This is a genomic window from Paenibacillus sp. A3M_27_13 (genome assembly GCF_024213315.1).
GTDB classification, from domain to species: domain Bacteria; phylum Bacillota; class Bacilli; order Paenibacillales; family Paenibacillaceae; genus Paenibacillus; species Paenibacillus polymyxa_B.
On sequence record NZ_JANAVE010000002.1, the window covers coordinates 322291 to 342177 of the forward strand.

The following is a 19887-nucleotide window of genomic DNA, read 5'->3' on the forward strand; positions in this document are numbered from 1 at the left end:
GACGGGATTTTTAAGGACAGAGGAGTGAGTCCTATCGTGCATGACAGGAGTACAAATGTCAGTTGGACGAAATATATAGCCTTTGGACTCAGAATTGCCAGTGAGCTGAATCTGCCTGAGCTGATCCTGGCAGCACCGGAAGCAGTAGAGGATGTAGTCATTCGGCAGGCTGATTTAACTGCATGGAGTGGTCAGCTGGAGCAGGCCAATTTTGTGATGCTAGATGAGCGATTTATGTTCCAAATACCAGGCACGGCCATTTATGCCGTCAGGGAAGGCAAGGAGATCGAAGTAAGCATATTCTCCGGGGCCGATCCTGACACCGTGCGGCTGTTTGTGCTGGGTACATGCATGGGTGTTCTGCTGATGCAAAGACGAATATTACCTATTCACGGAAGTGCGGTCGTCATCGGGGGGAGGGCCTATGCATTTGTGGGTGAATCGGGTACGGGCAAATCGACACTGGCTGCTGCTTTTAGGCAGGCAGGTTATCAGATGGTTAGTGATGACGTGATTGCTGTAAAAGCTACGGCTTCCTCAGCCATCGTGTATCCAGCTTATCCGCAGCAAAAGCTGGGGTTGGATAGCTTGCTCCAACTGGAGGCTTTACGGGAGAACAAGCATGCACGCAAAAGAAATAACATACGGTCCCTAACTGATGGCAATTCTGTAATGCCACAATACAGTGATCTGCGTATGCTTGCAGGTGAGCTGAATAAATATGCTGTACCCGCCGTAGATGAATTTTTTAACGATCCGCTGCCCTTAGGGGGCGTATTCGAGCTTGTGGCAGATTCTCCAATCCGTGCGTTGATGCGCGAAGGGGAGCTAGTGGCGGTTACGGAACAGCCCTTGAACGTTCTGGAGTGCTTGCATACATTACTACAACATACATATCGTAGGGTGATTATTCCGCGAATGGGTTTGAGTGAATGGTCGTTTGATACAGCGGCTAGGATGGCTCGTAAAGTAGAGGGCTGGCGGCTGCTGAGGGATAGTTCCGTCTTTACTGCGTCCGAGGTTGTACAACGGGTACTTGATATCATTCGTAAGGAGGAAAAGAGTTATGGCAGCCACTAATTCAGCTAAGGACCATTATCGCGTCATTTACGGTGAAGAGGTCTATGTCAGTGATATGGACGGAGAAAAAGTGATGATGAGCATTAACACTGGTAAATATTATAACTTAGGCTTCACAGGAGGACGAATCTGGGAACTGGCAGAATCCGGTCCTTCACTTGGCGATATCGTAACTGTCCTGACGAATGAATATGAGGTGGACGAGGAACAGTGCAGACAGCAGGTACATACCTTTGTGGCTGAGTTGGAGCGGGAAGGACTGTTAAAGCTTCTACGGGAGTCGGTATAACATGCGGATACAACGGCTTCTTCTCCTGTCTCCAGAGGTCAGGAAATTGTTGCCGGAAGCCTGGCTGGAGCTGGGATGGGCGAGGCTGCGCCAGCGTCGTTCTTTTGGGGATTACTCAAGGGTTTGGGGCATATGTATGGAAGAAACTCCATGGCAGTGTGATGTCAGGCAGGAGAAGTCCATTCAGCAGATTTCGCACGCTGTGGAGCTGGCAAGCCGTTATACTCCTTGGCGCAGTAGTTGTCTTGTACAAGCCGCTGCGGCGATGACGTTGCTGGGGCGCAGAAAACTGGACTGCACGCTGTATCTGGGCACAGCCAAAAATGCCGCTGGACGCTTGGCCGCACATGCATGGGTACGTAGCGGACCGATTTATGTTACGGGGAAACGGGAGATGGAAGCATTTACGGTGGTGGGGATATTCGGGAGACGTGCTGTGATGGCTACAAATACAAAAAAATGAAAGATAAAGGCAGTTCTTTGCTTTAATGCGATGAGACAAGAAGGAGAAGAATGCATGCCCACCAAGTCTGTTTTGGAACTTGCGAATTGGAATGAGGATCAAGAATTAACGTTGTTACTCTCTCTATTGGGGAAAGACGTTTCTCATTGGCAGGATAAGACTGCTGCTACCCAACTGCGTGAGATGGATTGGGTCCGCTTTTTACGTCTGACCGAGCACCATCGAGTGGTACCTACGGTGTATCTCCAACTGAAAACATTGAATCATCCGTTCGTTCCCGCAGAATTGTTGCGAAACCTTCAGGCGCAGTATCATCGAAACACGCTTCGCATGCTCCATCTTCAAGCAGAAGCCGAGCGTCTGACCAGGCTGCTCATAGCTCATGGAATTCGTGTGCTTATGTTGAAGGGTCCTGCTCTGGCGCAGCAGTTGTACGGGGATGTTTCTCTGCGTACCTCCAAGGATATCGATTTACTCATTGCCCCTGACGATATGGATGAGGCTGAGCATTGGATGAAGGAAGCCGGATATGCGTCCAAGAGCGGAGAAGTGCGTGTCCTTGGTAGTTGGAAATGGAAGGACCACCATGCATCCTACCTCCATCCGCAAAAACGGGTAGAGATTGAGTTGCATTGGCGGCTTCACCCGGATGGGGGTGGGGAACCCTCTTTTGACGAGCTGTGGAACTGCCGGAAAATGGGCAAAGCTGCAGGAACCAGTCGGCAGGTACCGTTGGGACCTGCCGACAACAGGACTGTGATGACGTCCTGTATGTATACGCTTGGCAGCGAGCATCAATTTCTGTACTTGAGTGCGCATGGTGCGCGTCACGGCTGGTTCAGGCTGCGCTGGCTGGTTGACATCGACAGGCTTGCGGTATGTGCTGTCGATTGGGAGGCGCTACTGCCGATGATGCGCCGCTACGGGGGCCTGCCTGCTGGGGGGCAGGCTTGGGCACTCGCCGCTGCGCTGTTGGGTACGCCGATACCGGAGTTGATGCGTCCGGTATCGGCTACCCGGCAGGCGCACAGGCTCGCGCTGAGCGCGCTGGCCTTCATGCAGGCCAGCGTTCCCGCACCGTACCCGATTGCCCACGGGTCGGGTACAGGTAGGCTTGCTCCATCTGAGCTGCTGCATAGCAGAGCTTTGGCGGAGCAAGCGGAAGCCGCCCCTCCGGATGGCGGTGCTTCAGTATGCGGTACCTGTGGCGAAGCAGCCATGCTTGCCACCAGTGGCGTTACTAGCATCACGGAAGATGCCAGTAACGACGACCATAGCCCGATGAGCACTGCTACCAGTTGTGCCCCCATTACTCCAGCTGTCGCCTCCAGCCAAGTCATGACCAGAAACACGGCGGCTGCCCATCAGCCGGTCAGCCGCACTTACTTGCTTTCCTTAAAAGAGCCAAGACACAGACTATGGTACCTCATCAGCCGTTTGTTTCCTTCTACGGGGGATTCGGCCGTTTTTCCACTGCCTCGCCAGCTGCATTTTTTGTATATCCCTTTACGTCCATTTCTTTGGCTGAAGCGGCGATTTTCAAAGCACTGACTCGATAGAGGATTTTGTAAAAATCCAATAAGCGACTTTCAATGAACAATATATAGATCGAAATGGTCTAGTTCGTCTATATATTGCACTTTGGAGCGACTGGAATCGAATTTTTCAAAATCCTGGATAAGGAGTGTGCATTATGGTTCACCTGCGATTATATATGACAAAGCTGTATAGCGTGAACGGCGGTGCGTTATTTCTCAATATTGGATGTATGATCATTGTCAGCCTGCTGGAGGGTTTTGGCATTTATATGCTTGTTCCTATGCTGGCGGCTATCGGCGTATTTGTTGGTCATTCAGGGATGCCATTTCTGTCTGGTGGATTGGAACATTTTTTGCCGTTCATTCCTAAAAGCTGGCTGTTGCCGGGGATGTTGATGGTTTTTATAGTGCTGCTTACAGGGCAGGCTTTGCTTCAGCGTTACCAATCCATCCTGAATTCGCGGATTCAGCAGCGTTTTATGCGCTCTTTGCGAATAGACGTGTACACTTCCTTTATGAAGGCGCAGTGGGCATTTTATTTGCGTCAGCGTAAATCTGATTTTAGCCATGTGATGACGACCGAGCTGGCGCGTGTCAGTCAGGGAACGAATTTGATTCTTCAACTGACTACTGCTGTCATGTTTACGATGATCCAGATTGCGTTGGCTTTTTGGTTATCCCCCTCTTTAACCGGGCTGGTATTTCTGAGTGGATTGGGGCTGTTTGTCGTGTTCCGCCGCTCCATTCGAAATGCCAAACAATTAGGTGATCGTACCACTGAGCTGTCGCAGGTTTATTTTGCTGGGATTACGGATCACATGAACGGCATGAAAGATATTAAAAGCAATCTGTTGGAAGCGGCGAATATCCATTGGTTTCGCTCCCTGACACAACGCATGGAGGATAATACGACCCAATTTGTCCGGCAAAATGCGACCACACAGTTTTTTCATCGTACAGCGGCAGCTGTTTTTGTCGCTTGTGTCATATTTATATCGCTGCAGTGGCTGCATGTTACTCCTGAAAAACTGATTGTGCTGATTCTTATATTTTCCCGCTTATGGCCCCGATTTGCTCTTATTCAAGCGAGTCTGGAATACATCATGTCTATGATCTCCGCTTTTGAAAGTGTCACCAAGGTGCAACAGGAGTGCGAAGCTTTCACAGATCCGTCATTGATTGTATCTGCATTTGTACGGCAACCCCTGTCCCTTCGTCATGGGATCGAATGCAGCCATCTGGATTATCGCTACGATGGTGCAGCAGAGTCTGCGCTGCGTCATATTAACTTGTTCATACCCGCTCGGGGAATGACAGCCATTGTAGGGAAATCGGGAGCAGGTAAAAGTACAATGGTCGATGTCCTGATGGGTTTTTTACGTCCAACTGGGGGGCAGATTACAATAGACGGGCTTGTTCTGGACGACGAATTGTTGCTCCAGTGGCGGCAGTCGTTTGGCTACGTGTCACAAGACCCATTTTTATTTCACGCGACTGTCCGCGAAAATTTGATGCTGGCAGATAAGGATGCTAGTGAGCAGCAGCTATGGGAGGCGTTACATTTTGCCGCCGCAGACAACTTTGTATCCAGATTGCCCGAAGGGCTGGACACAGTAATTGGAGATCGCGGGATTCGTCTGTCTGGAGGAGAACGTCAACGGCTAGTATTAGCACGGGCTGTCTTGCATCATCCTTCGGTACTTATACTAGATGAAGCGACAAGTGCGCTGGATGGTGAGCATGAAGCCGCAATTCAGGCAGCACTGGAACGGATGAAAGGTCAAATGACGTTGATCGTCATTGCTCACCGCCTGTCAACCATCAGACATGCGGATCAAATTGTCGTACTGGATCAAGGCGAGGTCATACAGCAGGGGAACTACCACCAACTGGAACAAGAGGAGCGGGGGGCGTTCAGTCAGCTACTATCGTATCAAAGCAGTGTCACCGCCACCCCTTAACCAGACTTTTCTGTAACTCAGCTTAAGTTTCTTTACGTTTGGCAGTGCTTCTTTTCTTTTTGACTGGAGTCGGAGAGATGTTCTCGCCTGCAACAGCCTGCTGTGCTGTTGGGGCCGCTGGTTTACGCGCAGGGCGTTTTTTCGCAGCAGGGCCGGGATCGGTAACGACAGGTTGCACTGCCTCGATGCTGGCCTGAAGGGCGGCCATTAAATCTACTACATTGGTCTGAGGCTGTGTTGGGGCGATTCGCACCTCTTCACCAGCCACTTTATGTTGAATGAGATCCAGAAGACGCTCGCGGTACTGATCCGTATACTTTGCTGCATCAAAAGGTGTAGATAGCTGCTCGATTAGCATTTTTGCCATGGTCAGCTCCTTCTCTTTAACCTCCTCCTGCCCCGGTAAGTTAGGTACTTGAGCAATGGGGCGAATTTCATCGGGGTAAAACATCGTCTCCACCGCCAAACATTCATCCAACACCCGAATAGCCGCCAGGCTGCTTTTAGAGCGGATGGAGATTTGGGCAATCCCGATTTTCCCGGTATCCTTCATCGCATTCATGAGCAGCTTATACGCATTGGAGCCAGCTTGATCCGGGGACAGATAATACGTTTTCTGAAAGTAAATCGGATCAATTTCCTGCAAATCCACAAAATCTAAAATAACAATATTTTTATCCGCTTGTCCGCTAACTTGCTCCAGTTCCTCCTTGTCGAACATGACAAATTTTCCTTTTTCATATTCGTATCCTTTTCCAATTTCCTCCCATTCGACCTCCTTGTCACAAACGGGACACTTTCGTACATAGCTAAGTGGGCTTCCACACTCCTTGTGAATATAACGCATGGAAATGTCCTTATCCTCAGTCGCAGAAAACATTTTAACGGGCACATGAACCAGCCCAAAGCTGATCGCGCCTTTCCAGACCGTATGCATACCGCCGCTCCTCCTTTTCTTTAATCCGCATTTTGTATCCTTCGATTCCAACGCTCGGCTGTGAGCATATCCATTTTTCACTTAGATTTTTCACTTAGTATGCTTCGGAGAAAGGAATGTATGAGGTGTAAAGAAAAGAGCAAGCCAACTAATCTGCTATTCTGAGGTGTGACTACATCGCATAACACAATGATATAAAATTGTTAAGTTACATTAGTTATATTAAGATAAGGGATAACCAACGATTTTGACATTTTAAAGAAAGGAGTGTTCATGTCATGAAGAAAAGATCATTAAACTTTATATCTTTTGGATATGGATACTCTACTGCTGTTTTTTTCTAAAATCATTTTTATTGGTGGAGTCTGCCTAAAAATGGTTAGAAGAAACGGTAGAAAAATTTAAAAATGACTACCTTACTGCTCTAGGATTGCCTGAAATAAAAATTGAAATTGAAATTTGGGCAGCTAAAGCATAAAAATAATACGCACCTCATTTATGGGATGGAATCATAGATAGCCCCGGTCTTCGTGAGAAGCTGGGGCTGTTTTATGTTTAAATTCACGAAAAATGTACATCCGTCGTCGCAAGCAAACGCACTAAACGATTACCGAGCATCCCATAGTGACGAGCTATCCGCATCTGCATCCTTCGATTCCAACGCCTTGGCTGTGAGCAAATCATTTTTATGTTTCGTACAAAGGATTTGTATGAGTTGTGAATGAAGACTGCGAATTGCTTCCGCGTGCGCATGGTTACAGCAAGTTTGGTGCATAGTAAGGCATATCCGATTCAAAAGGGGGTACACAATTTATGTCCGGAAAATCCTATCCTCAGCAAATCAGGCATCGTGTGGGTCAAAGCCAAATCGCCTTTCGGGGCCCAGCTGGAGGCGAACAGGATGCATTGCCGCCCGAGTTTGCTCTTTCACATGGAATTCGTCCGCCTTTTCCCGTAGCTGTGGCTCATGTGGATTTGGAGGCTGTAGTCTCAACTTCGCCTTCTCATAGCATCCCTTCATTAGACGTTGAACGGATTATAGATGAAGACTAGGTGAACTATATTTCTGAATGAATGCACACAACAACAAACAGGAGGGGAAGAATAACATGAACGTGGAACGAGCAAAAGCTATTTATGATTCATCTGAAAATATTGCCGTACAATTGGATGGTAAACCGATCTGGATTGAGCATGTAGACCAAGCAAACGGTATGGCAACGGTACAGATAGGTAGCAGACCCGGCAATACCCAAACCGTCCGTGTGGATCGTCTGGAAGAACAATAGAAGAGGGCACCAAACCAGATTTTTCCCATAGTATGGGGTATAGCTTTAGAAAGATCTTGGACAGCTGTAGGCTTTCATCGTAGAATGCTGCTTGAATGATCCCGCTTCAACCCTAAAAGGCTCGCAATTGCTCAATGAGCAATTAGCGAACCTTATTTGTAATAATAAATGCAGTCGAGGGAACAAGTTAAACGCCAGACAAGTTAATTTGAAGGTGGAGTTGGTTCCTTTACATGACTTTATACTGCAATGGCCTTTAAATGTGGTGAAATCATCAGTTTAGCCTCAGTTGCCAATTGAACGTCTTCCACCGATAAACCCGGCGCAATTTCCTTCAGCATCAGTCCACTACCTGGAATAACATCGATGACAGCCTTTTCGGTTACGATGGTCTTTACAACATTTACAGCGGTGAGGGGCAGTTTACATTGTTCCAGTATTTTCGGCGCTCCATTTTTGTTCACATGCTCCATGGCTACAATCACTCTCTTGGCTCCGACCACCAAATCCATGGCTCCCCCCATGCCCGGAACCTTTTTCCCTGGGATCATCCAGCTTGCAAGGTTGCCTTTCTCATCGACCTCCAGGGCGCCCAACACGGTGATATCCACATGCCCTCCACGGATGATAGAAAATGAAAGCGAACTGTCGAAAAAGCAAGCTCCTTCCATAGTTGTAACATAGTTTCCGCCTGAATCGATACAATCGAGTCTTTCTTTCCCCTGAGTCGCTTTTGGGCCTACACCGAGGATTCCGTTCTCAGCCTGCAGCATAATATGAATGTTTTCGGGGATATAGTCTACCACCATTGTAGGCATTCCAACACCAAGGTTGACAACTTCGCCATTTTTAAATTCCTGGGCTATTCTTCGAGCAATGAATTCTCTGTTATTCATGCGTTTTCACCCACCTTTACAATTGCGTCGACAAATATTCCGGGAACGTTGACATGATTGGGGTCAATTTCTCCCGTCTTTACGTATTCGTCTGTCTGAGCAACTACATACTCTGCCGCTGTAGCCATTACCAAATTGAAGTTACGTGAAGAGCCGTTGATGACAAGATTTCCCGCTTCATCAGCCTTATGAGCTCTGATTAGCGCCACATCTGCTTTGAGCGGCAGTTCGAGCAAATATTCTCTCCCGTCAATTTGGATTTTCTTTTTTCCTTCCTCTACAATGGTGCCTACACCTACAGGCGTTAAAACACCGCCCAAGCCTGCTCCTCCTGCACGTATTTTTTCAGCGAGCGTACCTTGCGGGAAGAGTTGAACCTCCGCTTCTTTCGTCATCAGGAGCCTTCCCGTTTCCGGATTAGAGCCAATATAGGATGCAAAAATCCGCTTTACTCTGCCGCTTTTTACAAGCTTATAGATAGATAATTCCGGTGTGCCTGTATCATTGGATATAATCGTAAGATTGCTGGCGGGATTGGTGTCGACAAGCGCACGTACAAGTTCCTCCGGAAAGCCTCCTGCCAGAAAACCTCCGACCATCACCGTGTCTCCGTCTTTGATCTGCTTAACTGCTTCTTCAGCGGAGATTACTTTGTTATTCATGGTTCCTTCTCCTTATATATATATTTTTAGGAAAGCAACTTTATTGGAGATAATCATAGAGGACGCTTCCATATGGAAGCGTTAAATCGGCAATAAAATGTTTTCCGCCAATATAAGCTTTTACCGGCAAATCTGCCACAGGAGCGTTGACATGGGGAATCAGGCTTAACCTCGCAGGCCCTGACCAGGCGCCTTTAACCGTAATGTTTTCGAGATTATACGCTACCAACTGAGCAATTTTAGGGGTACCGTCAACATCAGGAATTAATTTCAAATTAACTTGCGTTTTTGCGATGGCTTTAGCCGTTTCCTTTTCATCAAAAATGTTATATTTGAAAGGCATGGTTCCCGTGGCCACCAGGACGTTGTTGTAATGCAATGTACCCGTCAGCGTCTCCGTCTCCTCAACGATCAAGCGAGGCTTCGCCCATTTTTTCGGAAATCCCCAGATTTCACGTCCTCCCAGAATAGCAGGCGCGTTATCCAAATACATTTGGGCAACAAAATTACAGGGTTCTCCATGAAAAGTACACGGAATGACAATACCGCTTTCCTCATAGCTTCCTAACCCGGATGAATCGGGCATCTTGATCCATTCATAGGAAACGGTATTGCTTCCATCCGGCTGAAGAGGTTCCGGGACCGCCTGTCTAATCGCAGCGGGATCGGATTCATAGGTAATGATGAAAAATTCCCGGTTGATGAAGCGACATGGCGGGCGCCCATAACTGCCGCTGGCCGCAGGCATGGATTGGAGTGAAAGTACATCTTTTTGATTCATAGCGATCTCCCTTCCTTTAAGAGATAGTTCTAAAAGTCATCCTGAACTCGCACTTTAAATGAGTGCATTTTCAACTAGCATCGCTATTCCCATTCCCGTTCCGATGCATAACGAGGCGATGCCGTAACGTGAAGATCTTCGCACCATTTCATGAACCAGCGTAACCAATACCCTAGCACCGCTTGCTCCGACAGGATGCCCGATCGCGATCGCGCCGCCATTGACATTCACCTTCTCAGGATTGATTCCAAGCTCTTTCAATACCGCTAGTGCTTGTGCGGCGAACGCTTCATTAATTTCAAAAAGATCGATGTCATCAATAGACATTCCCTGTTGCTTCAGAAGTGACGAAATGGCCTTCACCGGTCCCATTCCCATATATGCAGGGTCAACGCCAACAAGTGAATAACCCTTGATATATGCCAACGGCTTTAACGCATGTTCCTTACATTTGTCTTCCGACACTACAAGCATAGCCGCTGCGCCATCATTGATTCCTGAAGCATTTCCGGCGGTAACTGTTCCGTTCTCCTTAAACGCAGGTTTTAATTGAGAAAGTTTTTCTTTCGTTGTATTTCCTCTTATGTGTTCGTCCTCCGTGAAAGATATAGTTTCTTTTTTATTTTTAATCATGACTGGAACAATCTGCTCTTCAAAAAGCTTCTTGTTTTTAGCTTCTACGGCCTTTATCTGGCTTTGATAGGAAAATTCATCCTGCTCAAGTCTTGAAATTCCATATTTCTCTGCAACATTTTCTGCGGTAATTCCCATATGGTAATGGTTGATCGGGCACGTAAGACCGTCGGCCACCAGGGAGTCTACCAACTCACCGTTGCCAAGTTTGTAGCCGTTTCTTGCATTCCTTAGCAGGTAAGGGGCATTCGACATGCTCTCCATGCCTCCGGCCAAGACGATGTTGCCTTGTTCCGCCAATATTGAATTGTAGGCTAAAGCAACGGCATGGAGTCCTGAACCGCAAACCGTGTTTATCGTTGTTTCGGGTACATCAATAGGGATACCGGCTTTTAGTGCCGCCTGTCTGGCAGGATTTTGGCCATTGCCCGCCTGAAGAACATTTCCCAAATAAATTTGATCAATCAAAGAAGGCTCTAATTTACTTTGCTGAAGGCATGCTGTCATCACAGTTGCTCCCAGTTCAGGAGCGCTTAGAGGCGCAAGGGTTTTGTTAAAAGAGCCGACCGCTGTTCTCAACGGGCTTACTAAAGCTACTTTTTTCATTAAAAACTCACATTCCTTTCGTTGTGTTCAAGACACAATACATCCATGATTGCACTTCAATTCGTAATTTCCGTTCTTAACCTACGAGATGTAGCGACTGCAAGATACATTTGCTTGCGGGCATATCATGGTGCCTAAGACAGTGAGTGTGAGGGTTCGATCGCCTTCTCTCGTTGGAAATTAAAACCAGTTTCATCATAGTTCTAATGCAGATTTTGCTCAATGTTCAAAAATATACACATATCTATGTACAGATGTTTATAGAGCCATATAGGCCACAATAATTAGGCCATTCTAACGTTTTCTGTTAATTTCTTAATTTTTCTGAAAATCATGATCATAAATTGAATTTTCTGTTAAAAATGAAAGTTACAATCCATACGTGAAAAAGTTTTCCTCGCAAATATCATCTAACTCATCGCTGGGAAATAAAAAAAAGCCTCCAGAATGTTCTGAAGACGGATTTGCCTTTCAATATTCATAATCTTCGTTATATTGTGCCAGCTTGCTTCTTGTTAACGGTGTCACTTGAAAGGGCGGTTTTTTCGTATGAACAATAAAAGAAGCCGACTTGCTTGAAAGCAATCGGCTTGGAACATAAAACTTCAACAACTCACGAAAAATGTACATCCGCTGTCGCGAGTAAACGCACAAAACGATTGCCAAGCATCCCATTATGATGCGCTACAATTTGTTCACTGCTCAGCACCTTGCTATCAAATGTACTATGCGCATCTAATACGAGCACGTTGTTATGGTATCCCAGACTATAGGCGCTTCGGCAAGTCGTGTCGAGGCAAAACTCGGTCTGCATCCCCGCGATTACGAGTTGATCGGCTCCCAGTTCCTTCAGCACATGGCCCAATTCGGTTTGATAGAAGCTGTCCCAGGATGATTTACGAACAATTCGTTCATGAGGAAGAGGACGCACCACATCGGCGATGGCCCAGCCTACACTGTTTTCCCGGAAATCCTCATCCGCTTCATCGGTATGCTGTACGAAAATCACTGGTGTACCTGTAGCTCTGGCTTTGTCCAAAAGCTGCTGCAAATGTGCTACAACTTCCTGCTCACGATACAGCTTCTCATCATACATGAACATAGCCTGCTGAACATCAATCATGAGTAAAACGGTTTGCCCCATCGTTTCAATCCCTCCCTGTGTGTATCATCTAACTTACAATAGCATGTCTTCATGCCTTGCGGCGACATAAGGTGAACTATATAATAAAGAACAAGTTGGAACGGTCCGTTTCGGACGAAAGGTGATTAAAATATATGACAATTTCGCAGGAGCAGTTTATGTTCCGTTCTGTCTCAGAGGCACAGACCGGGGCATTGGCAGGTTTTTTGGCAGCCAAAGCGGTCCCCGGAACGGTGATTGTGCTGGATGGAGATCTGGGAGCGGGCAAAACTGCTTTTTCCAAGGCTTTTGCCAGCCATTTAGGTGTGCCGGGTATCGTAAATAGTCCAACCTTTACCCTCATTAAGGAGTACGAGGGCCGATTGCCTTTGTATCATATGGATGTGTACCGGATTTCCCAGGACGAGGCGGAGGATCTCGGGCTGGACGAATATTTTTACGGGACAGGAGTATGTCTGGTGGAATGGGGTAGTATTATACCGGATATATTGCCGGAGCAGCGGCTTCACATGCATATAGAAACAACGGATGTCGGGGAGCGCTTGATTCACCTGACCGGGTACGGCGAGCCTTATGAACAATGGTGCCGCAGTTTGCGGGAGAATGGAGTTTGAACCATGCAAAGAGAGCATACAGATGTGAATGTAAAGCCGCGTGAGCGGTTTTTGACGTTAGATACAGCGACGACCGTGATGGCGGCCGCTCTGATGAACGGAAGAGAATTGCTGGGAGAAAGCAACGTCTATGGCGAACGTAATCATTCCGTGCATGTGATTACCGAGCTGGAACGACTGCTGAATGAAGAAGGGCTGACACGAGATGATGTAGACGGTATTGCAGTTGGTGTTGGACCGGGGTCTTATACCGGTATCCGGATTGCGGTGACCGCAGCCAAAACACTCGCTTGGGCCTGGGGTATCCCGGTGACGTCCATATCCACTTTGCACGCTTTGGCGTGGGGGGGGTGGAATCGCGGCATCGAGATGAAGGGACAAGAAGATAAAAATGAGTCTGTGAATAACGGTTCGTCCGGAGCGCAGGCAGCAGACTGGATTGTGCCCGTGCTGGATGCGCGCCGTGGTCAGGTTTACACGGGGCTGTTCGACGTGAGTACAGTTGACGACGTCGAGAGTCCGCAACGGCTGGAGCCAGATGCAATCCGGTTGATGACTGCTTGGACCGATGACCTGCTGCAACGGCTGGAGGCTTTGCCCTCTGAAGAGCGTCCTCCAGTCATTTGGCTAGTCGGTGAAACGGCGGTTCACGCCGAAACAGCCGAGCGCCTGCGTGCTTGGAGCGAGCTTCGTATCGTACCTTATGAGCTGGAAGGAAGATGGGTTGGCCGCCTTGGGGCGGATAAGCTGCTTCGTCAAGAACATGACGAGCTACATACGCTGGTTCCTAATTATACCCAGCTGGCGGAGGCGGAAGCCAATCTGCTTCGCCAGCGCTGAAGAGAGCGGTGAACAACATGGCAAAGAACATACAGCGGGAAGAGAAACTTGAGTTTCGCTTGATGCAACTGAATGATATTCCCGATGTGCTGGAGATTGAGCATGAAGCGTTCACGCTACCGTGGACAGAGGAAGCATTCCGCAATGAGCTGACGATGAATCATTTCGCTAAATATATGATTATGGAACTAGACGGACAAGCCATTGGTTACGCAGGCATGTGGACGATTATGGATGAGGCCCATATTACGAATATTGCGATTCGTGAGGCTTATCGCGGACGTAAGCTTGGAGACAAGCTGTTGGATGAGCTGATGCAGACCGCCTCTTATTTAGGGATGGAACGTATGACGCTGGAGGTGCGGGTAACGAACCGGATCGCTCAAGGCTTGTATGAGAAAAAAGGCTTTAAGCCCGCAGGTGTGCGCAAAGGCTATTACTCGGATAATAACGAGGATGCTGTGATCATGTGGGCGGATCTTCCCGCGCATGGGGCATCCGGTGAACAGGAAGGAAGCGTGCAGAAGCAATGATGCAAGAGGAAAAAGCAGGTACAGGCTCCGCCTCCGGCGAGCCTTGCTATATACTGGCAGTGGAAACGAGTTGTGATGAGACGGCTGTTTCTGTCGTGAAAAATGGCACAGAGGTGCTCTCGAATCTGATTTCCAGTCAGATTGAAACACACAAAGCCTTTGGTGGTGTTGTGCCAGAGGTGGCTTCACGCAAACATGTGGAGAGCATCACCTACATGCTGGACGAGGCCATGCAAACATCGGGAATTACCCCACGCGAGATTTCGGCGGTTGCCGTGACACAAGGACCAGGACTGGTTGGTGCATTGCTGGTTGGTATTGTCGCCGCTAAGAGCGCTGCCTTGGCGTTTGGCAAGCCGTTAATCGGGACGCATCATATCGCGGGACATATTTATGCCAATCAGCTGGAGCATGATATCGTATATCCGTGCATTGCTCTCGTTGTGTCAGGAGGACATACAGAGCTGGTGCTGATGGAGTCCGAAGGTCATTTTCAACTCATTGGTCGTACAAGGGATGATGCGGTTGGAGAAGCCTACGACAAAGTAGCGAGAGCCATTGGATTTCCGTATCCCGGCGGTCCGCATGTGGATCGTGCGGCTCATGAATCGGAGGAAGTGGTTACTTTGCCGCGTGCATGGTTGGAGCCGGATTCTTATGATTTTAGCTTTAGCGGTTTGAAATCTGCAGTGCTGAATGTAATTAACCAGACGAAAATGCGCGGAGAAACTGTTCATGTCGGAGCGATCGCAAGAGGCTTTCAAGAGTCGGTCGTCGAGGTGCTGGTGGAAAAGGCGATTCGTGCCATGCGTGAATACGGTGCGAAACAGCTCCTGCTTTGTGGCGGTGTGGCTGCTAATCGCGGACTGCGTACAGCATTGCGGGAGCGCTGTGAGCGCGAAGGAATTGAGCTGCTTGTACCCTCGATGAAATATTGCACAGATAATGCAGCGATGATCGGTGCTGCGGCCTACGCCAAATGGAAGCGCGGAGAATTTACCTCATTGGATATGAAGGCTGATCCAGGACTGTCTCTGGAAGAATGGTCTGTCCAAACTTAATTGAAGAAGAATGAGCAAGACACGGCACAGTTGAGTCGTGTCTTTTTTGTCCTGCTCCATAATTATCATAAAAATATAAATTCAAGAGGATAAAATACAGGAGTTTGAGCAAATGAATGGCAGTATCTCATTCCCTCACATTATTCGTCACAATTGTTCACGATTTTTCATGATTCATCAAAAAAATCTGGAATTTTGATACTGCCCGAATAATGATGTGATTTGTCAAGTTGTGAACAAAGTTATCCACATATACCGCTTTGAATGTGGATAACCGAGCCCGAAGCAAGCAGGATAAGACTTTTTGGAGATAGCAAGTTGGGGGATATGTAACACCTTTAGTTCTTGTGAAATCTGTGGATAATGTGGACAAAAGGGTGGATAAATTTGGTTTTCATTTGAAAACGGCTTTTTATCAATAAAAAAATGGCCCAAAAGGCCATTTTTCAATCTCATTCATACACATAAGCTGTGGATAATCTTGTGTACAAAAATACAAAAGAGGAAAATGTGAATTTTTTAAGGCTAAGATTTTATGCAGTAGTGTTTATTCTTCTAACAGCTCTTCCCAAGCGGTATAGGTTTCAGTCAATTCCTGTTTATGGGTGTCGAGTTGTGCCTGAATATTCTGAAGCGCTGTGTAATCCTGATAGATCTCAGGCAGGGTCATTTGTTCCTCCAGCCCTAAAATTTGTTCTTCCAGCGTTTTAATCTGGTTTTCCAATGCCTCCAGCTTGCGTTGACGGCTGCGTTCCTCGCTTTTGGCTTGTTTGTCCGCCGCATAGGTGGCGGCGCGTGATTTGGACGTGGTCTCGTCTGTCACGGATGCAGAGGCAGCCGATGTTTTGCCGCGTGTGGCCTGATTTGCCTCCAGAGCTTCCAGCGCAATTTCCTCTAACTCCTGCTTTTTGGCTACATAGTCATCATAATTCCCCAGGAAATGTTCTATCCCTTCAGGATGCAGCTCGATGACACGTTCCGCCATTTTGTTCAGGAAATAACGGTCATGGGAAATGAACAACAGTGTACCGTCATAGTCCATCAAAGCTGCTTCCAGCACTTCCTTGCTAAACAAATCCAGATGGTTGGTAGGCTCATCTAGAATTAATACGTTGGCTTCGCGCAGCATGAGCTTGGCCAGAGAAACGCGGGCTTTTTCCCCTCCGCTTAATGCAGCTACTTTTTTCAGTACATCGTCACCGCTAAACAGGAAATTACCCAGCACTGTACGAATACGTGCTTCTTCCATATGAGGGTATTCGCTCCACAACTCCTCCAGTACGGTATTGGCGGGGTTCAGGTTCGTCTGCTCCTGGTCATACAGGCCGATTTTGATTTTTGTGCCCCAGTGGATGGAGCCAGCAACAGGTTTAAGTGATCCGGTCAGACATTTGAGCAACGTCGATTTTCCGATCCCGTTCGGACCAATCAGTGCCACGGTATCTCCACGTTTTAAGTCGAACGATGCGTGCTGGAATAAAGGCTTTTTACCTTCATACCCCACAGAGAGGTCACGTACCTCCAGCACTTCCTTACCTGACATATGGGCTGTTTCAAAGGAAAAATGAGCCTTTTTCAAGTCTCCCATGGGCCGATCCATACGCTCCATTTTATCTAACTGCTTGCGCCGACTTTGAGCGCGTTTGGTCGTGGAAGCCCGTACGATATTACGTTGTACGAATGCTTCTAAACGGGCAATTTCTCCTTGCTGCTTTTCGTAATGTTTCAGGTTCGTTTCGTACTCGGCAGCCTTCAACTCCATGTAGCGGCTGTAGTTGCCTGTATATCGGGTAGAACGATGGCGTTCGATTTCAATAATCGTCGTTACCAGTCGGTCCAGAAAATAACGGTCATGTGATACAACCAGCAGAGAACCGGAGTAGCCGCGCAAATAGTCCTCCAACCAGGTCAGTGTTTGAATATCCAGATAGTTGGTAGGCTCATCGAGCATAAGGACATCTGGGGCGAGCAGTAGGATGCGTGCTAGCGCAAGCCGGGTTTTCTGTCCTCCGCTCAGAGTAGCTACAGGCGTCTCAGGTGCAAATGAACCAAAGCCCATGCCGTGCAGCACGCTGCGAATACGGGTCTCCATTTCATAACCACCGTGATCCTTGAACCAGTCTGAACGACGTGCATAGCGTTCCAGCAGATCTGCGTAGCGTTTTTCGTTTTGAGCATTGGCCAGGTCAGCGATGTCCTGTTCCATTTGCCGCAGTTCCCGTTCCGCTTCAATCAGGGGAGTGAACACCAGCATCATTTCCCCCCAGATAGAACGATCAGAATTCAAGCCGCTGTTTTGCGCCAGATAACCGATGCTGGTCTCCTTCGCCTTGAAAATTTGTCCACTGTCATAGGATATTTCACCAGCAATGATTTTGAGCAGGGTCGATTTGCCTGCACCGTTCACACCTACGAGTCCAATACGTTCACGTTCCAATATTTGAAGGTTAATCCCGTCCAGAACGGGCTCAATTCCATAGGATTTAGTAATTCCGGTTACTTGCAATAGCATAGCGTATCGTTCCTCCATTACATTTTGCACAGTTCTACCTGCTTTCTTCGCAGGTACCTTCCTTCCAGTTTACATGAAATTACCCACTATTGCACTGCTTTCACCCTGTAAACCCTTGAGCCGCGTGTAGTCAATTTGTATAAACAATGATAAACTTAAACGAGAAGTGAAAAAGAATGAAAAAAACTTGCAACGTACAGCACTTACTGACAAATGGGACAATAGTAACGTTTTAAAGATTATCGACGATTGTGCGGGAGGGCGGATGTGATGGATGTCTGTAATGTGAAGAACGCGCTGCGTTTGCAGCAACGGGAAGCGCGTGACTCCATGGACCCGCTGACAAGGCAGAAGGCATCGGCTGTGGCCTGTCGGCATGCAATCGAGGCATGGGAGCAGCTTAGAATAGACAGAAACGGAGATAAGCTAACATTATTTAGTTATCTCTCTTTTGGCAGCGAGATTTCGACGGCTCCCCTCATTGAGCATTGCTGGTCACAGGGAGATCGTGTCCTGGCCCCAAGAGTGGATCCGGTAACCCGGACTATGGAGCTGAGGGAGATGGATCAGTACGGAGATATTGTACCCGGTATCTGGAACATCCCTGAGCCTGCTTTGACATGCAAGGAATGGTCGCCTGAAATGTGGGCGGGAATTGACTGGGTTGTTGTGCCTGGCTTGGCCTTTGATCGTCGTGGGGGCAGGATTGGTTACGGCGGAGGCTATTATGACCGCTTTACCGTACAGGTAGAGGCAGAGAAGCGTAACAACAGCCACGTAGGTCCGCTTTATGTCTCGCTGCTGCTGCCGGGACAATTGCTGACACAGGTGCCCATGGAGCCAAGGGATTTGCGAGTGGACGTGCTGTTTACTCTGGATGGACGCTTAGATTGTGATTATGCAAAATTGACAAATGATGAATGAAGTAAAGTTGGGTATGTGAAAGGAGCTGTGAGGGAGTCGTGGATTCCTTTACTCATTTTAACGAACAGGGACGGGCTCGGATGGTAGATATTTCGGGTAAAACGTCTACGATTCGTACAGCAGTTGCCGTGACTCAGATTACGATGAATCCGGCTACATTGACGGCTGTAAAAGAAGGAAGAATCGGCAAGGGTGATGTTCTTGCTGTGGCCCAGGTCGCAGGGATTCAAGGTGCGAAAAAAACGTCAGACTGGATACCGATGTGTCATCCACTGGCCCTGACAGGCGTGAACATTACTTTTTCCGATAATGAACATGATGTGCTTCATATTGAAGTTGAAGTGAAGACCGAAGGTAAGACAGGTGTAGAAATGGAAGCTTTGACAGCGGCTTCAGCCGCAGCGTTAACCGTGTATGATATGTGCAAGGCGCTGCAAAAAGATATGATCATCGGCCCTACCATGCTGCAATCCAAAACAGGTGGCAAGCATGGGGATTTTCAAAGGGAGGACCACCGGGAACCTTGACATAGACAACATTGTCGCCGAGAGGGTACTGTGATGTGATGGAGGATGCAGCGTGGCTGTTTCTGATTTTCAGAAGAGAAAGTATTCTTTCATGATAGGAGAAGGGTGATCTTATGGTGTGGAAAACGGCGATCCTAACAGCCAGTGATAAAGGGGCAAGGGGAGAGCGTGAGGATACAAGCGCACAGGTCATCCGGGAACTCATCGAAGAAGAACTGGGCGGAGAGATTGTGGAATACCGGATCGTTCCCGATGAACCGGATGAAATTATTGCAGCTTTAATCGAAATGACCGATTATTTTCATGCAGACCTGGTACTAACTACGGGCGGAACTGAGCTGGCGATCCGTGATGTGACACCCGAGGCGACTAGGCGGGTAGTGGAACGGGAAGTGCCAGGCATGGCGGAAGCCATGAGAATGATCGTGATGCAGAAAAATCCAGCGGCTATGCTATTCCGTGGAATCGTGGGAATACGCGGACGTACACTGATCGTCAATTTGCCAGGAACGCCCAAAGGTGTGCATGAAAATTTGGCGGCGATAATGGACCAACTTCCAGAAGCGTTGCTTATGGTGACAGGCCAGTTCCGGTAGA

At 48.0% G+C, this 19887-nt stretch carries 21 protein-coding genes; 14 read left to right on the forward strand and 7 right to left on the reverse strand.

Features of this window, described 5'->3' with window-relative positions; all coding sequences use genetic code 11:
* The first annotated feature begins 36 nt into the window (after positions 1-36).
* The 5 genes from NLX82_RS07900 to NLX82_RS07920 all read left to right on the forward strand — a co-directional run bounded on the left by NLX82_RS07900 (position 37) and on the right by NLX82_RS07920 (position 5331).
* A complete protein-coding gene (locus NLX82_RS07900; protein WP_254347716.1) occupies positions 37-1080 on the forward strand; it encodes a dephospho-CoA kinase in 1044 nt (347 codons plus the stop codon).
* Positions 1067-1369 (forward strand): lasso peptide biosynthesis PqqD family chaperone, encoded by a 303-nt coding sequence (locus NLX82_RS07905; RefSeq protein WP_053324868.1) that lies wholly within the window; start codon positions 1067-1069, stop codon positions 1367-1369. Before NLX82_RS07900 ends, NLX82_RS07905 begins: the two co-directional genes overlap by 14 nt.
* Before the next feature lies 1 nt (position 1370).
* Complete coding sequence (locus NLX82_RS07910) at positions 1371-1832, forward strand: lasso peptide biosynthesis B2 protein (RefSeq protein ID WP_069080884.1); 462 nt, start codon at positions 1371-1373, stop codon at positions 1830-1832.
* A 54-nt stretch (positions 1833-1886) separates the two neighbouring features.
* Positions 1887-3383: a nucleotidyltransferase domain-containing protein gene (locus tag NLX82_RS07915; protein ID WP_254347717.1), complete on the forward strand. Its 1497-nt coding sequence runs from the start codon at positions 1887-1889 to the stop codon at positions 3381-3383.
* Between the two features lie 142 nt (positions 3384-3525).
* On the forward strand, positions 3526-5331 hold the full coding sequence (locus NLX82_RS07920; protein ID WP_254347718.1) for an ABC transporter ATP-binding protein: 1806 nt from the start codon (positions 3526-3528) through the stop codon (positions 5329-5331).
* Positions 5332-5353: 22 nt separating this feature from the next.
* Here the strand turns inward: NLX82_RS07920 and ku are convergent, their stop codons facing one another.
* Positions 5354-6268, reverse strand: a complete 915-nt coding sequence (ku, locus tag NLX82_RS07925) for a non-homologous end joining protein Ku (protein ID WP_013309197.1) — start codon at positions 6266-6268, stop codon at positions 5354-5356.
* An 813-nt stretch (positions 6269-7081) separates the two neighbouring features.
* Between ku and NLX82_RS07930 the strand changes: the two genes are divergently transcribed.
* Positions 7082-7321, forward strand: a complete 240-nt coding sequence (locus NLX82_RS07930) for a hypothetical protein (RefSeq protein WP_023987461.1) — start codon at positions 7082-7084, stop codon at positions 7319-7321.
* Between the two features lie 56 nt (positions 7322-7377).
* Positions 7378-7557, forward strand: coding sequence for an H-type small acid-soluble spore protein (locus tag NLX82_RS07935; RefSeq protein WP_023987462.1), 180 nt, complete (start codon positions 7378-7380; stop codon positions 7555-7557).
* Between the two features lie 239 nt (positions 7558-7796).
* Here the strand turns inward: NLX82_RS07935 and NLX82_RS07940 are convergent, their stop codons facing one another.
* The 5 genes from NLX82_RS07940 to NLX82_RS07960 all read right to left on the reverse strand — a co-directional run bounded on the left by NLX82_RS07940 (position 7797) and on the right by NLX82_RS07960 (position 12279).
* Positions 7797-8453, reverse strand: a complete 657-nt coding sequence (locus tag NLX82_RS07940) for a 3-oxoacid CoA-transferase subunit B (RefSeq protein ID WP_023987463.1) — start codon at positions 8451-8453, stop codon at positions 7797-7799.
* Positions 8450-9115: a CoA transferase subunit A gene (locus NLX82_RS07945; protein WP_023987464.1), complete on the reverse strand. Its 666-nt coding sequence runs from the start codon at positions 9113-9115 to the stop codon at positions 8450-8452. The genes NLX82_RS07940 and NLX82_RS07945 overlap by 4 nt, the downstream gene beginning before the upstream one ends.
* A 40-nt stretch (positions 9116-9155) precedes the next feature.
* Entirely contained in the window at positions 9156-9896 is a 741-nt protein-coding gene (locus tag NLX82_RS07950) for an acetoacetate decarboxylase (protein ID WP_254347719.1), read from the reverse strand.
* A gap of 54 nt (positions 9897-9950) precedes the next feature.
* Positions 9951-11135 (reverse strand): acetyl-CoA C-acetyltransferase, encoded by a 1185-nt coding sequence (locus NLX82_RS07955; RefSeq protein ID WP_028543085.1) that lies wholly within the window; start codon positions 11133-11135, stop codon positions 9951-9953.
* Positions 11136-11748: 613 nt separating this feature from the next.
* The gene (locus NLX82_RS07960; protein WP_075153900.1) at positions 11749-12279 is read right to left on the reverse strand and encodes a cysteine hydrolase family protein; all 531 of its coding nucleotides are present in this window, start codon (positions 12277-12279) and stop codon (positions 11749-11751) included.
* 134 nt (positions 12280-12413) lie between these two features.
* On the opposite strand from NLX82_RS07960, the gene tsaE reads away from it, so the two are divergent.
* Genes tsaE through tsaD form a run of 4 tightly spaced genes read left to right on the forward strand, consistent with a single transcriptional unit; the run spans position 12414 to position 15327 of the window.
* Positions 12414-12893, forward strand: coding sequence for a tRNA (adenosine(37)-N6)-threonylcarbamoyltransferase complex ATPase subunit type 1 TsaE (tsaE, locus tag NLX82_RS07965; RefSeq protein ID WP_068938648.1), 480 nt, complete (start codon positions 12414-12416; stop codon positions 12891-12893).
* A 3-nt stretch (positions 12894-12896) separates the two neighbouring features.
* The gene (tsaB, locus tag NLX82_RS07970; RefSeq protein ID WP_160789053.1) at positions 12897-13733 is read left to right on the forward strand and encodes a tRNA (adenosine(37)-N6)-threonylcarbamoyltransferase complex dimerization subunit type 1 TsaB; all 837 of its coding nucleotides are present in this window, start codon (positions 12897-12899) and stop codon (positions 13731-13733) included.
* 17 nt (positions 13734-13750) lie between these two features.
* Positions 13751-14266, forward strand: coding sequence for a ribosomal protein S18-alanine N-acetyltransferase (gene rimI / locus NLX82_RS07975; protein ID WP_071639897.1), 516 nt, complete (start codon positions 13751-13753; stop codon positions 14264-14266).
* The gene (gene tsaD, locus NLX82_RS07980; RefSeq protein WP_254347721.1) at positions 14263-15327 is read left to right on the forward strand and encodes a tRNA (adenosine(37)-N6)-threonylcarbamoyltransferase complex transferase subunit TsaD; all 1065 of its coding nucleotides are present in this window, start codon (positions 14263-14265) and stop codon (positions 15325-15327) included. Before rimI ends, tsaD begins: the two co-directional genes overlap by 4 nt.
* 547 nt (positions 15328-15874) lie before the next feature.
* Here tsaD and NLX82_RS07985 read toward each other — a convergent pair.
* Positions 15875-17839: an ABC-F family ATP-binding cassette domain-containing protein gene (locus NLX82_RS07985; protein ID WP_254348189.1), complete on the reverse strand. Its 1965-nt coding sequence runs from the start codon at positions 17837-17839 to the stop codon at positions 15875-15877.
* Positions 17840-18109: 270 nt separating this feature from the next.
* Between NLX82_RS07985 and NLX82_RS07990 the strand changes: the two genes are divergently transcribed.
* The 3 genes from NLX82_RS07990 to NLX82_RS08000 all read left to right on the forward strand — a co-directional run bounded on the left by NLX82_RS07990 (position 18110) and on the right by NLX82_RS08000 (position 19886).
* Complete coding sequence (locus NLX82_RS07990; protein WP_254348191.1) at positions 18110-18763, forward strand: 5-formyltetrahydrofolate cyclo-ligase; 654 nt, start codon at positions 18110-18112, stop codon at positions 18761-18763.
* A gap of 38 nt (positions 18764-18801) precedes the next feature.
* Positions 18802-19290 (forward strand): cyclic pyranopterin monophosphate synthase MoaC, encoded by a 489-nt coding sequence (moaC, locus tag NLX82_RS07995; RefSeq protein ID WP_254347723.1) that lies wholly within the window; start codon positions 18802-18804, stop codon positions 19288-19290.
* Between the two features lie 113 nt (positions 19291-19403).
* Positions 19404-19886 (forward strand): MogA/MoaB family molybdenum cofactor biosynthesis protein, encoded by a 483-nt coding sequence (locus NLX82_RS08000; protein WP_013309212.1) that lies wholly within the window; start codon positions 19404-19406, stop codon positions 19884-19886.
* Position 19887: the final 1 nt, after the last annotated feature.

Excerpts from the sequence above, each read along its gene's own strand:
- NLX82_RS07930 (WP_023987461.1), top strand. The coding sequence starts at position 7,082 with ATGTCCGGAAAATCCTATCCTCAGCAAATCAGGCATCGTGTGGGTCAA.
- NLX82_RS07920 (WP_254347718.1), top strand. The coding sequence starts at position 3,526 with ATGGTTCACCTGCGATTATATATGACAAAGCTGTATAGCGTGAACGGC.
- NLX82_RS07985 (WP_254348189.1), bottom strand. The coding sequence starts at position 17,839 with ATGCTATTGCAAGTAACCGGAATTACTAAATCCTATGGAATTGAGCCC.
- NLX82_RS07910 (WP_069080884.1), top strand. The coding sequence starts at position 1,371 with ATGCGGATACAACGGCTTCTTCTCCTGTCTCCAGAGGTCAGGAAATTG.
- tsaB (WP_160789053.1), top strand. The coding sequence starts at position 12,897 with ATGCAAAGAGAGCATACAGATGTGAATGTAAAGCCGCGTGAGCGGTTT.
- NLX82_RS07915 (WP_254347717.1), top strand. The coding sequence starts at position 1,887 with ATGCCCACCAAGTCTGTTTTGGAACTTGCGAATTGGAATGAGGATCAA.
- tsaD (WP_254347721.1), top strand. The coding sequence starts at position 14,263 with ATGATGCAAGAGGAAAAAGCAGGTACAGGCTCCGCCTCCGGCGAGCCT.
- tsaE (WP_068938648.1), top strand. The coding sequence starts at position 12,414 with ATGACAATTTCGCAGGAGCAGTTTATGTTCCGTTCTGTCTCAGAGGCA.
- NLX82_RS07905 (WP_053324868.1), top strand. The coding sequence starts at position 1,067 with ATGGCAGCCACTAATTCAGCTAAGGACCATTATCGCGTCATTTACGGT.
- rimI (WP_071639897.1), top strand. The coding sequence starts at position 13,751 with ATGGCAAAGAACATACAGCGGGAAGAGAAACTTGAGTTTCGCTTGATG.
- NLX82_RS07940 (WP_023987463.1), bottom strand. The coding sequence starts at position 8,453 with ATGAATAACAGAGAATTCATTGCTCGAAGAATAGCCCAGGAATTTAAA.
- NLX82_RS08000 (WP_013309212.1), top strand. The coding sequence starts at position 19,404 with ATGGTGTGGAAAACGGCGATCCTAACAGCCAGTGATAAAGGGGCAAGG.
- ku (WP_013309197.1), bottom strand. The coding sequence starts at position 6,268 with ATGCATACGGTCTGGAAAGGCGCGATCAGCTTTGGGCTGGTTCATGTG.
- NLX82_RS07960 (WP_075153900.1), bottom strand. The coding sequence starts at position 12,279 with ATGGGGCAAACCGTTTTACTCATGATTGATGTTCAGCAGGCTATGTTC.
- NLX82_RS07945 (WP_023987464.1), bottom strand. The coding sequence starts at position 9,115 with ATGAATAACAAAGTAATCTCCGCTGAAGAAGCAGTTAAGCAGATCAAA.
- NLX82_RS07990 (WP_254348191.1), top strand. The coding sequence starts at position 18,110 with ATGGATGTCTGTAATGTGAAGAACGCGCTGCGTTTGCAGCAACGGGAA.
- NLX82_RS07935 (WP_023987462.1), top strand. The coding sequence starts at position 7,378 with ATGAACGTGGAACGAGCAAAAGCTATTTATGATTCATCTGAAAATATT.
- NLX82_RS07955 (WP_028543085.1), bottom strand. The coding sequence starts at position 11,135 with ATGAAAAAAGTAGCTTTAGTAAGCCCGTTGAGAACAGCGGTCGGCTCT.
- NLX82_RS07950 (WP_254347719.1), bottom strand. The coding sequence starts at position 9,896 with ATGAATCAAAAAGATGTACTTTCACTCCAATCCATGCCTGCGGCCAGC.